This window comes from Streptomyces sp. NPDC024698 (assembly GCF_055559015.1).
Map to the genome: position 1 here is coordinate 22337 of NZ_JBVHLK010000037.1, position 12511 is coordinate 34847.

General features: G+C 69.9%; 9 protein-coding genes and 1 pseudogene. 7 read left to right on the forward strand and 3 right to left on the reverse strand.

From position 1 onward, the window contains the following. Positions 1 to 3 precede the first annotated feature (3 nt). A complete protein-coding gene (locus ACZ4AA_RS37040; RefSeq protein WP_467612664.1) occupies positions 4 to 657 on the forward strand; it encodes an MBL fold metallo-hydrolase in 654 nt (217 codons plus the stop codon). A gap of 82 nt (positions 658 to 739) precedes the next feature. Further along, positions 740 to 862: pseudogene (locus ACZ4AA_RS37045) on the forward strand (IS5/IS1182 family transposase); the annotation flags it as partial. A gap of 197 nt (positions 863 to 1059) precedes the next feature. Here ACZ4AA_RS37045 and ACZ4AA_RS37050 read toward each other — a convergent pair. The 3 genes from ACZ4AA_RS37050 to ACZ4AA_RS37060 form a co-directional block, all read right to left on the reverse strand. Beyond that, positions 1060 to 2511: a gamma-aminobutyraldehyde dehydrogenase gene (locus ACZ4AA_RS37050; protein WP_467612667.1), complete on the reverse strand. Its 1452-nt coding sequence runs from the start codon at positions 2509 to 2511 to the stop codon at positions 1060 to 1062. A gap of 134 nt (positions 2512 to 2645) precedes the next feature. After that, on the reverse strand, positions 2646 to 4277 hold the full coding sequence (locus ACZ4AA_RS37055; protein ID WP_467612670.1) for a thiamine pyrophosphate-binding protein: 1632 nt from the start codon (positions 4275 to 4277) through the stop codon (positions 2646 to 2648). Between the two features lie 218 nt (positions 4278 to 4495). Beyond that, positions 4496 to 5962, reverse strand: a complete 1467-nt coding sequence (locus ACZ4AA_RS37060; protein WP_467612673.1) for a sodium:solute symporter family protein — start codon at positions 5960 to 5962, stop codon at positions 4496 to 4498. A 367-nt stretch (positions 5963 to 6329) separates the two neighbouring features. On the opposite strand from ACZ4AA_RS37060, the gene ACZ4AA_RS37065 reads away from it, so the two are divergent. The 5 genes from ACZ4AA_RS37065 to ACZ4AA_RS37085 all read left to right on the forward strand — a co-directional run bounded on the left by ACZ4AA_RS37065 (position 6330) and on the right by ACZ4AA_RS37085 (position 12270). Beyond that, positions 6330 to 7991 carry a PucR family transcriptional regulator ligand-binding domain-containing protein gene (locus tag ACZ4AA_RS37065; RefSeq protein WP_467612676.1) on the forward strand — a complete coding sequence of 554 codons (1662 nt, stop codon included), beginning with the start codon at positions 6330 to 6332 and terminating at the stop codon, positions 7989 to 7991. Between the two features lie 363 nt (positions 7992 to 8354). Next, on the forward strand, positions 8355 to 9440 hold the full coding sequence (locus ACZ4AA_RS37070; RefSeq protein WP_467612679.1) for an extracellular solute-binding protein: 1086 nt from the start codon (positions 8355 to 8357) through the stop codon (positions 9438 to 9440). Between the two features lie 2 nt (positions 9441 to 9442). After that, on the forward strand, positions 9443 to 10321 hold the full coding sequence (locus ACZ4AA_RS37075) for an ABC transporter permease (RefSeq protein WP_467612682.1): 879 nt from the start codon (positions 9443 to 9445) through the stop codon (positions 10319 to 10321). After that, entirely contained in the window at positions 10308 to 11144 is an 837-nt protein-coding gene (locus ACZ4AA_RS37080) for an ABC transporter permease (RefSeq protein WP_353600856.1), read from the forward strand. Before ACZ4AA_RS37075 ends, ACZ4AA_RS37080 begins: the two co-directional genes overlap by 14 nt. 4 nt (positions 11145 to 11148) lie before the next feature. Continuing rightward, the gene (locus tag ACZ4AA_RS37085) at positions 11149 to 12270 is read left to right on the forward strand and encodes an ABC transporter ATP-binding protein (protein WP_467612685.1); all 1122 of its coding nucleotides are present in this window, start codon (positions 11149 to 11151) and stop codon (positions 12268 to 12270) included. Positions 12271 to 12511 lie beyond the last annotated feature (241 nt).

Consider the following 12511-nt stretch of genomic DNA (forward strand, 5'->3'; position numbering starts at 1 on the left):
GTCATGACGTACAGCGGAGCGGTGACGGTCGGCGGTCCGGCCGACGTGCACGAGCTGCAAGACCTGATGATCTCCAAGGTCGCGGTCGGCCCCATGGACAACAACGCGTATCTGCTGCGCTGCCGGGCCACCGACGAGCAGCTCCTGATCGACGCGGCGAACGAGGCCTCGACGCTGCTCACCCTGATCGGCGACGACGGCATCGCGTCCGTCGTGACCACTCATCAGCACGGCGACCACTGGCAGGCGCTCGCCGAGGTCGTGGCCGCCACGGGTGCGCGCACCTACGCGGGCAGCGACGACGCCGAGGGCATCCCGGTGCCGACCGACGTCCCGCTCCGGGACGGCGACACGGTCCGGGTGGGGAACGTCGAACTCACCGCGCGCCATCTGGTCGGGCACACCCCGGGCTCGATCGCCCTCGTCTACGACGACCCGCACGGTCACCCTCACGTGTTCACGGGCGACTGCCTCTTCCCCGGCGGCCCCGGCCGGACAACACAGCCCGCAGACTTCAACTCCCTGATGGATGGCCTGGAGGCCAAGGTGTTCGACGTCCTGCCCGATGAGACGTGGGTCTACCCCGGCCACGGCAACGACACCACCCTCGGCACGGAGCGACCCCACCTTGCAGAGTGGCGCGCACGAGGCTGGTAACCCAGATCGCTACGCGCCCAGGCCCGCATCGAGCGGTCCGGAAAGTCCAGAATCCTCGCGGCCGCCCGCCTCCGCCTGGTGAACGATGTCCTGGCTGACCGGCTACCGACGACTCGACCACCGCTACGAACGCAATCCCCGCAACTACCTGGCCTTTCTCGGCCTGGCCGCAGCTATCTGCTGCTGCAAACGACTCGCCCGCCTCGAGAGGGCAACGGGCCCTGGGCCCAGGCGCCCACAGCCGGATGGACGCCTGGGTCGACGGCGCCCCATTGACCGTGGCGCCCCCGGGCACAGGCGGCACGACGCGACCGCGTGCACCTCGAACTCCGGCGGGTTGTGCTTCATCCCCACAGGGGCTCCGGCCCCCCGGAGCGGCTCGGAGCCGCTGAGGTGCACAGGTCAGCCGCCGATCGCGGTCATGACGTGCTTGATGCGGGTGTAGTCCTCGAATCCGTACGAGGAGAGGTCCTTGCCGTAGCCGGACTTCTTGAAGCCGCCGTGCGGCATCTCGGCGACCAGCGGGATGTGTGTGTTGATCCACACGCAGCCGAAGTCGAGGCGCCGGGACATCCGCATGGCGCGGGCGTGGTCCTTCGTCCAGACGGACGAGGCGAGCGCGAACTCCACCCCGTTGGCGTACTCGACAGCCTGGTCCTCGTCGGAGAACTGCTGCACGGTGATGACCGGGCCGAAGACCTCGTTCTGAATGATCTCGTCGTCCTGGTTCAGGCCGGAGACGACGGTCGGGGCGTAGAAGTAGCCGACTTCGCCGACCCTGTGGCCACCGGCCTCGACCTTGGCGTGGCTGGGGAGGCGCTCGATGAAGCCGGTAACCTGCTGCAGCTGGCTGGCATTGTTCAGCGGGCCGTAGAACGCGTCCTCGTCGTCGATGCCGCCGGTTCTGGTGTCGGACGCGGCCTTGGCGAGCGCCTCCACGAACGCGTCGTGGATGGACTCGTGCACCAGCACACGTGTGGCCGCGGTGCAGTCCTGGCCGGCGTTGAAGAAGCCCGCGGCCGAGATGCCCTCAACCGCCTCGGCGATGTCGGCGTCCTCGAAGACCACGACCGGGGCCTTGCCCCCCAGTTCCAGGTGGACTCGTTTGACGTCCTTGGACGCGGACTCGGCGACCTGGATTCCCGCACGCACCGAGCCGGTGATGGACGCCATCGCCGGAGTCGCGTGCTCGACCATGAGTCTGCCGGTCTCCCGGTCGCCGCAGATCACGTTGAGGACGCCGGTCGGCAGTCCCATGCCGGCCAGCACGTCGCCGACGATCTCGGCAAGCAGAACGGTTGAGGCAGGGGTCGTGTCCGAGGGCTTGAGGACGACGGTGTTGCCCGCGGCGATGGCCGGGGCGAACTTCCAGACCGCGGTCATCATCGGGTAGTTCCACGGCGCGACCTGGGCGCAGACGCCGACCGGCTCGCGACGGATGATCGAGGTCATACCGTCCATGTACTCGCCGGCGGCCTTGCCCTCCAGCAGGCGGGCCGCACCGGCGAAGAAGCGGATGTGGTCCACCATCGGGCCGATCTCCTCGGTGGCCGTGATCCTCTTCGGCTTGCCGGTGTCGCGGCACTCGGCGTCGATGAGCTCGTCGGCCCGTGCCTCGACCGCGTCGGCGATCTTCAGCAGGACGAGCTGGCGTTGGGCCGGGGTGGTGTCCCGCCAGCGTCCGAAGGCGGCTGCGGCAGCGTCCATCGCGCGCTCGACGTCGGGGGCCGCGGACAGCGGCGCGGTGGCGTACGCATCGCCCGTTGCAGGGTCGATGACCAGGGTGGTCCGCCCGTCGGCCGCATCGGTGAACGCGCCGTCGATGTAGTTGCGCAGCGTGCTGAGCTCGCTCATGCGCTCTCCTTGATGTGGTGTGGGTGGGGTGGTTCGGGGAGGGGACTGACGGGGCCGGGCTGGGTGAGGCGGTGCGTCGTTCGGTGCGAGGGCCGCTGTCCGGCTGTTGGGATGCCGGTGCGGCAGTGGCGGCCTCAGGACTCCAGGTGGGTCGGGGCGAACATCCGCAGGAGAGCCGGGAGCACGACAACGCTCGGGCCGGGGGTCGCGAGGGCGATCGTCAGGTCGGCGCTCAGTGCCTCGGGAGTCGTGGCAGTGGCGGGCACGCCGAACGACTCGGCGAGGCGGACGAAGTCCGGTCGTGCCAGTTCGGTGGCGGTGGCCTCACCGAACGCGCCGGTCATGTATTCGCGGAGGATGCCGTAGCCGCCGTCGTCCACGATGAGCCAGGTGACGTCAAGGTTGTGCTGGCGGGCGGTGGCGAGTTCGGCGATGGAGTACAGCGCACCGCCGTCGCCGGAGACGGCGAGTACCGGGCCTGCGTCGTTGCGGGCCACCGCGGCGCCCAGGGCGGCCGGGAAGCCGTAGCCGAGGCCGCCGGCGCCTTGCGCGGAGTGCATGGCGCCGGGGCGGCGGGCGTCCCAGGCGGACCACGCCCAGTAGCCGAGGATGGTCATGTCGAAGAACGCCGGCGAGTCGTCGGGCAGCGCGGCCCGCACCGAGGCCAGCACCTGCTGTTCCAGCTCAAGGCCCTGACCGTCGATCCTCTCGCGGACCCGCTTGAGCACATCGGCGGCGGCCGCCTCGCCGCGGCCGTCGTGCTCCCCGGCCGGGAGGGAGTCGATGAGGGCCGTGAGGGTGAGCCGGGCGTCGGCGTGGATGCCGACGGCAGGGTGGTTGGACTCCAGCTTGCCGAGGTCCGCCTCGATCTGGATCATCCGGCCGCGCGGGGCGAAGGTGTGGTAGTTGCTGGAGAGTTCGCCGAGCCCGGAGCCGACCACCAGCACGACGTCGGCGTCCTCCAGGAGGTCGGTGGTGTGCCGGTCCTCCAGCCAGGACTGCAACGAGAGCGGATGTTCCCACGGGAAGGCGCCCTTGGCGCCGAAGGTACTGGCCACCGGAGCGCCCAACTTCTCAGCCAGGCACAGCAGTTCACGGTCGGCACCGGCCCGGACGACACCGCCGCCGGCGAGGATCACCGGGCGCTCGGCGACGGCGAGCAGCCTGGCCGCCTCGGCGACGAGTTCGGTACGGGGGGCGAGCGGGCGCGGTTCGGCGCGCAGCCCGGTGACCCGGGGGACGGTGGTGGGGGCGAGCAAGATGTCCTGCGGGATCTCGACCCAGACAGGCCCGTACGGCACGGTGAGCGCCGACTGCCAGGCAGCGGCGAGCGCGGAGGGAATCTGGGAGGCCGTGCGGGCGATGTGTACGGACTTCACGATGTCGCGGAAACTGGCCTGCTGGTCGGCGAGTTCGTGCAGATAGCCGCGACGGCGGCCGCCGAGTCCGGCGGAAGGGATCTGGCTGGAGACGGCGAGCACGGGGGCGGAGGCGGCGGCCGCCTCCTGGAGGGCGGCGAGTGAGGTGAGCGCGCCGGGCCCGGTGGAGAGGAACAGCGGGGCTACGGTGTCCGCGATGCGGGCGTAGCCGTCGGCGGCGAAGCCGGCGTTGTTCTCCACCCGCAGTCCGACGTAGCGCAGCGGGGAGCGACGCAGGGCGTCGAACAGGCCGAGTGCGTGCTGACCGGGGAGGCCGAAGACGGTCTCGGCACCGAGGTTGGTGAGGGACTCGACGACGAGGTCGCCGCCGTTGCGGGTGTGGCTCACTTGCTGTCCTTGTCGCGGGTCGCGGCGATGTGCCGGGACATGGTGGGGTGAGTTCGTCGGCGGTGTGAGAGGCGGCGACGGCGGTGTGAGAGGCGGCGACGGCGGTGATCGCGGCGTGGTCGTACGCCGGCGCGACCTCGACGACGTCGGCCGGGACGGGGCGCGGGACACCGGCCCGCGCGGGCGCGATCCGGCGGGGAGGCCGGAGCCGGGCGAAGTCAGGCCGCCGCGGTCGCCTGCTCCGCCTCGACCGGGGCGCGGCCTGCGAGGCGGTCGCGCCAGTTCTCGAGGATCCGGTCGTGCGTGGGCCGCGTGGCCAGGCTGACCGCCAGGTAGGCGCAGAGGCTGACGCCGAGGCCGTAGTAGATCGGCTCGTTGGCCAGGGTGCCCTTGATGATCATGAGGGCGGTGACGGTGACACCGCCGGCGATCATCGAGGCGAGCGCGCCCTGGACATTGCCGCGCCGCCAGAGCAGACCGCCGAGGATCGGCACGAGGAGGCCGCCGACGAGCAGGTTGTAGGCGACGGTCAGCGCCGCGAGCACGTCGTCCAACAGGCAGGCCAGGCCGATCGAGACCGCTCCCAGGACGATGATCGCCAGCCGGTTGGAGCTCACCTCGTCCTGCCCGGCAGCCTCCGGCTCCTCCCGTCCGAGGCGCGCCCGCAGCCGAACCCAGATGTCGTTGTTGGCGACGGTCGCGGAGGCGATCAAGGCACCGCTGGCGGTGGACATCATCGCGGACAGTGCGGCGGCCAGCACCAGGCCGCGCACACCGGTGGGCAGAGCGCTCTTGACGATGGTCGCGAAGGCGCTGTCGGCGCCCGGCAGCTCCGGGTAGAGCGCTTTGGTGGCCATCCCGATGACGGCGCCGGCGAGGGCGTAGACCAGGCAGTAGACGCCGGCCACGGTGCCGCCCCAGGAGGCGACCTTGTCGGTACGGGCGGTGAACACGCGCTGCCAGATGTCCTGGCCGATCAGCATTCCGAAGGTGTAGATGAGTACGAAGGTGAGGATCGACTGGCCTCCGATCGAGCCGAACGAGAGGTAGCCATCGGGCAGCTTGTCGGCCATCGCGCCGAAGCCTCCAGCCTTGACGACGGCGATCGGCAGCAGGAGCAGCAGCACGCCTATCGACTTGACCACGAACTGCACCATGTCGGTCAGCGTGATCGACCACATGCCGCCGAGCGCCGAGTAGCCGACCACGATGGTTCCGCCGATCAGCACGGCCACCCAGCGTGGCACGTCGAAGAGCACATCGAAGACGGTGGCGTACGCGATGGTGGAGGTCACCGCGAGCATCAGGGTGTAGACCCACATCACCACGCCGGAGATGACGCTGGCGGCGTCGCCGTAACGCAGCGAGAGCATCTCGGCGACGGTGTAGACCCGCAGCCGGGCGATCCGGGCCGAGAAGAAGACGCTGAGCGCCAGCAGGCCAAGGCCGATCGCGAAGACCATCCAGGCGCCGGAGAGACCGTAGGTGTAGCCGAGCCGGACGCCGCCGATGGTGGAGGCGCCGCCGAGGACGACGGCCGCCATGGTGCCGGTGTACATCAGGGGGCCCAGACGGCGCCCGGCGACCAGGAAGTCGCTCTTGGACCGGGCGCGTCGCTTGCCCCACCAGCCGACGCCGATGATGCCCAACAGGTAGCCGATCATCACGACGTAGTCGACGGCCATGTGGTTCTCCGATCCGTTCGACCCCACCGGTTGGGGTCGGTGCTGAAGGCGCGGCCTCGCGGATGGCGCGACAGCGGAAGGTGGGGCCCGGGACATAGGGCGGCGGGCGGGTTGGCGCCACCGGACACTCAGGAAGCCCGGTGACGAGCGGCGGGCGGGTTGGCGCCACCGGGCACTCAGGAGCCTGGTGACGAGCGGCGTGTGCCGGCTCGCGGTACGAAACTAGGCCGGGTTCACAGGCCCGTGGAAGTGTGCGTTCCGCCTTGTTCTTGGTGTTGCACTGGACGTCCCGCACACTGGGGTCCAGGTGGCAGGCACACTCGGACCGGGAGGCGGTCAGTCCCTTCCCGAGCGAGGAGGGAGAACGATGTCGGAAGCCGAGCAGGAGCCGAGCGGCCGTTCCACGCCTGCGGTGCCGCCATCGCCGTCCGGACAGGTTCCGCAGATCACCGTGCCACTGAGCGCTGTGCTCGCACACGCCGAGCTGGGGCTGCGGCACGTGGCCGGACCGGTCGAGGACCGGCCGGTCGCGATGGTCCACACCACCGAGTGGGAGGACCCGACCGCGTACCTCCTCGGTGGCGAGCTGCTGCTCACCGCGGGCCGGCACCTGGGAGCCGTCGCACAGGACATCGACGCCTACGTGACGAGGCTGGTGGCGGCCCTGGGTTTCGGGGTCGCTCCGGTGTACGACGAGGTGCCCGCCGAGCTCGTCGCTGCGTGCGACCGGCACGGGCTGCGTCTGCTGCGGGTGCCTCCGCAGACTCCGTTCGTGGCCGTCGGCCAGGCCGTGCACCTGGCCATGGCCGAGGTGCGTAGCAGAGACCTTCGGCGCATGTCGCAGGCGCAGGCCGCGCTGGCCTCGGCGGCGGCCCGGCCCGACGCTGTGGAGGCGGTGCTACGGCAGCTGGCGTCCCACCTCGGCGCGTGGGTGGTGCTCTTGGACGGTGAGGGCGAGGAGCTCTTCGGTGCCGGCCTGCGCCCCGCCGAGCCGGCGCCGCAGCGCCTGCGCGATCTCGCTGTCCGTTTGAGCGAGCGGCGGCGACCGACTGCGGAGCACCCACAGGCGGTCCGTACGCCCGGTTCGGACACCGAGCATCAGGGCGGGAGGCAGCTCTTCGCGCACACTCTGCCGGGCGGTGACACGGGCAGCCCCCTGGTGCTGGGCCTCGCTTCCCCTGCGCAACTGTCCGCCGTGGACCGGTCGGTGACGGGTGTGGCCGTGGTGCTGTTGTCGCTCCTGACCGGCCCGCGGCATGCGCTGGGCGGGGACACGCGCAGTGCGGCAGCGCTGGTTCGGCTGCTGTTCGGCGCGGATGCGGCCGAGGTCGCCGCGCTGCTGCATCCTGCCACCGAGGGGCGGCCGCAACATTGGGTCGTGGTCCATGGGCGCCGGGCTGCCACGGTTGCCCGGCGGGCTCAGCCGTCCTCGGACGCGGTCCATGTCGCGGCGCTGGGCACGGCGCTGGGCACGCCGTTCCTGGAGGTCGACGGGGACTCGCTGCGTGCCGCGGTTCCACTGGTCAAAGGTGGGTTCGGGGGCGAGGAACCGGGCTCGGCGACGGGGGATGCCCCCGCGCGGCTCGGCTGGACGCTGGGTGTCAGCTCGCCGGCGACCACCGCCGAGCTTCCGCTCGCCTCGGCCCGTGCCGAGCGCGCCCTGCGGCGGGCGCTGGGCGCCGGGAGCAGGCTGGTGCGCGATCGCGGCGACGAGTTGAGCCTGCACGCGCTGGTCGCGCCGGACGGGGCGCGGGCGCTGGCTCGGGCGCGGTTCGCGCCGCTGGCCGACGCCGGCGCACCAGGTGCCGAGGTGCTGCTCGAGACCCTGCGGACCTGGTTGTCCCTGAACTGCAGCTGGGACCGTACGGCGGTCGCGCTCGGCCTGCATCGCAACACGGCGCGTCAGCGCATCCTGCGGCTCGGCGGGCTGCTGGACGCCGACCTCCAGGACGCGGATGTGCGCATGGAGCTGTGGTTCGCGCTGCGCTGGCTGCCGGGCGGGGACGAGCCGGGAGGCAGGACGCAGTGAACCGACGCGACGCCGGCGCCGCCTGGCGGCTCGCCGGGCGGTCGCCGGTGCGAGTATGCCTGCCAGGAAACAATCGTTGACGCCTATGCAACACGGCCCTATGGTTGCGGCACCCGGCGGCGCTGACCAGCCCGCACGGACCGGTGATCACTCAGGATCCAGGGTCCGCGGCGCCTAAGCCGGGCGAAATCCGCAGTGCGCCCCGGCGGCCGAATACGGCCGCGCGAGGAGCCGCTGTGCTGCGGACCCCACCTCGCGACGCGGATTCCCCCTTTGCCGGCGACGGCCGTCATCGCCCGATCCCGCATGCGCGAAATGCCCAAGAGAGGCCATGCCAAGATGAACGAGCAGACGACAACACCCATGAACCGTCGGTCATTCCTGCGGGCAGGGGCCGTCACCGCGCTCGGCGCCCCGTTCGCGGGCAGTCTCCTCACCGCCTGCAGCACCAAGGCCTCCAGCAGCGCCAAGGCCAACACGACAGTGACGGTCACGTCCTACGGCGGCTCCTACAACGACCAGCTGACGAAGACGATCCTGACACCGTTTCAGAAGAAGACGGGAATCCGGCCGACACTGCTGGCCAACACCAGCTTGGCCGCGCTCAAGTCGCAGGTCCAGTCCGGTGACGTGCAGTGGGACCTCGTAGAGCTCACCGCCCCCGAGTACGTCCAGGCCGTCGAAGAAGGGCTGCTGGAGAAGTTCGACTACGGCATCATCAGCGACAAGGGCCTGCCTGCCTACGCGAAGGCCGAATACGGCATCAAGTACCTGAGCTTCCTGTTCGTGATGGCCTGGGACCAGACGCACATCCCCGACGCCTCCGCGCCCACCGACTGGGCGCAGTTCTTCGACCAGGGCCGGTTCCCCACCAAGCGTTCCGTGTACGGGCAGTTGTCGGACAGCTCGCTCCTGGAGGCCGCGCGCCTGGCGGAGGGCGTCCCCTTCGACAAGATCTACCCGCTCGACGTGGACGCCGCCCTGCGCTACCTCGCGCAGCACCCCGGCCGCGACCGGCTCATCTACCACACCGCCAACCAGGAGCCGATCCAGCAACTCACCTCGGGCGAGGTCGCGCTGTCGACGAGCTTCAACAACCGCATCAACGCCGCTCGCAAGGACGGCGCGAAGCTGAACTTCTCCTCGAGGAACGGCGTGCTGGCCGGCGACTACTTCGTGGTCCCCAAGGGCGCACGAAACAAGGAGGCCGCGTTCCGCCTGATGGACTTCATGAGCAACGACGCGGACGCCGGCGCCGACTTCGACACGACGACGAACCTCACGCTGGCAAACACCGCCGCACTCGCGAAGCTGCCGGCCGATGTCGCAGACGCCCTTCCCACCAGCCCCAAGCTGGCGGACAGCATCCTGGTCCGTGACGACCGCTGGTGGGCCGAGCATCTCAAGGCGACGGAGCAGGCGTTCAAGCTGTGGCAGGCGGGTAGCTGACGATGTCTCTCGCCACAGCGGCCCCCTCGCGGGCCCCGAGCGCCCAGGCGCGCAGACCCCGTATCCCCCGCATCCGGGCGGGATGGCTGCTCCTCCTGGCGCCGATAGCCGTGTTCGACGCGGTTCTCTTCCTCACTCCGCTGGGCCGGCTCATCGCCTCCAGCATGCACAGCCAGGCGTACCAGCGGGTTCTGAAGGATCCGCTGGTGATCAGGTCCTTGGAGAACACCCTCGAGATCAGCGCGCTGTCCACGCTCGCGACGATCGTCCTCGGATACCTGCTGGCCATCGTGATCTGGCGCCGTGGGCCGCTCATTCGGGTCGTCCTCTTCGCCCTGGTGCTCCTGCCGTTCTGGACCGGAGTCCTGGTGAAAAACTTCGCGTGGGCGGTCCTCCTGCAGGACAACGGACTGGTGAACGGCGCCCTGCGGGCGCTGGGCCTCACCGATCACCCGGTGGCGCTCCTGCACAACCGGTTCGCCGTCGTGGTCGGAATGGTGCACTACCTGCTTCCCTACGCCGTGTTCCCGATCTTCGCGGCGCTGGCCGCGATCGACAACCGGCTGGAGCTGGCGGCGCGTTCCCTCGGCGCAAGCGAGTCCTCGATCTTCCGCCGGGTCATCCTGCCGCTGACGGTGCCGGGTGTCTCCGCCGCCGGGCTCCTGGTATTCATCATCAGCACCGGCTTCTTCATCACTCCGGTCGTCCTCGGCGGTCCCGGGGACATGATGATCGCCAACGAGATCGACTTCTACGCACGGCAGCTGACCGACTTCGCCGGCGCGTCCGCCCTCGCGCTCCTGCTGACCGCCATGGTGAGCGTCCTCGTAGCCGTCTACCAGCGGATCCTTCGCGCAGGAGGCGCACATGACGTCGACTAGACCTCGATTCTCGCCCGCACTGCTGACGGCCGTTCCGGTCTTCGTCTTCCTCGTCGTACCCACGCTGATCGTGGTGCCGATGGCGTTCAACCAGAGCCGGTACATCACGTTCCCGCCCGACCACGTCTCCCTCGACGCGGTCACCGGATTCCTCGCCGATCCGGCCTGGACCTCCGCGGTGGCCGCAAGCCTGCAGGCCGCTGGGATCGCAGTGGCCCTCGCCGTGCTCCTGGGCGGTACCGCCGCTGTGGCGCTGCACGGACGGAACTTCCGCGGGCGGGCCGCCGTCACCGGGGTGATCCTCGCCCCCATGATCGTCCCAGCCATCGTCCTCGCCCTGGCGTTCTACCAGTTCTTCACCTCCGCCGGAATGGTCGGCACGATCCTTCCCATTGGCCTGGCCCACGCGGTCATCGCCACGCCCTACGCCTTCCTCACCGTCCGCGCCAGTCTGTCCGGGCTCAACCCGGCTCTGGTCCGCTCCGCTCGAAGCCTCGGGGCGGGATGGCCATCGGTCGGCCGCTTCGTCTACCTGCCCGTCATCCGGCCCGGCCTCATCGCAGGAGCGCTCTTCGCCTTCTCCGTCTCCATCGATGAGACCGTGATCGCCCTGTTCCTGCAGTCTCCGGCTGCCACGACGCTCCCTGTCAAGATGTTCACGGACATCCAGTACAACCTGACACCGAAGATCGCGGTCTCCTCCGCCATGCTCGTCACCGTCGCCACACTCGGGCTGCTGGTGCAGGTCCTGTTCACACTCCGCCGCCGTTCCACCACCCAGATGCTGCCGCTGACCACCGCGGCCGCCGACCAGACAGGGTGAGCTCATGACCACCTCAGCTCCACCGCAGGCCACCGCCCTCGACGCCGACCTCGCAGAAGACGGTTCCATCGAACTGCGCGGCGTACGCAGAACGTACGGCGACGTCACAGCAGTCGATGACCTCGACCTGACCGTCCACCCCGGCGAGTTCGTGACCCTCCTGGGACCGAGCGGCTCCGGCAAGACCACCACCATGATGATGGTCGCCGGCTTCGAGGACCTCACGTCCGGCACGGTCCTCATCAACGGCCGACCAGTCGACACCCTCCCGCCCAAGGACCGCAACCTGGGCATCGTGTTCCAGAGTTACGCGCTCTTCCCGCACATGAGCGCCCGCGAGAACGTCGAGTTCCCGCTGCGGATGCGCCGTGTCCGCCCGGCCGAACGCCGCCGCAGGGCCGAGGAGGCACTCGACCGCGTCGGACTCACGAAGCTCGGCGACCGCCGCCCCCGGGAACTGTCGGGCGGACAACAGCAGCGCGTCGCCCTTGCCCGCGCCCTGGTATTCAACCCGTCCGCTCTCTTGCTGGACGAGCCGATGGCGGCACTGGACAAACGGCTCCGCGAGCAGATGCAGGAGGAGATCAAGACCATCCAGCGCTCCCTCGGCATCTCAGTCCTGTTCGTCACCCACGATCAGGACGAGGCGATGTCCATGTCCGACCGGATCGTCGTGATGCGCGACGGCAGGATCGTGCAGCAGGGCCCGCCGGAAGACGTGTACACCCACCCCGTGAACGACTGGGTGGCCAACTTCCTCGGCGACACCAACCTCCTCCCCTGCAACGTGGTGGAACGGAACGGCGACACGGCGGTCGTCGACCTCGGCGCTCTCGGCACAGGTCGGGTACGCGACCTCGGAGCCCGCGGCGATCGGTACGCCGTGTCCATACGCCCCGAACACCTGACGTTCCTCCCCGAAGGCCGGCCGGAGAACAGCTCGACGGGCCGCCTCGTGTCCTCCACCAACCTCGGTGCAACCATCCGCCACCGCGTTCACGCAGGAGGGCAGGACCTCCTCTTGCGCGAACTCTCCGCTGGCCGACGCACCTCCCGTGCCGCCGGTGACGACGTGTGTATCGGCTGGAACCAGGACGAGGCCCAGTTGCTCGTCCTCGACTCCTGACCACCGGACAGCCACCGCCTCAGCTCGTCAGCACCCTCGTGGCGGGCCCCGACCACCAAAGGCTGGGTCAGGGCACCGCCACGGCGCCACCACACCCCGGACCCGACGGAGATCCCCGAGACGGTCCCCCGACAACACGCGCTAGTTGTATTGATCACGAGCGTTGTTGACACTGGCGGGTCTTGAACATGGCGAAGACCTCCGATGTGGTGGAGCTGTCTAGGACTGCACCGCACGGAGG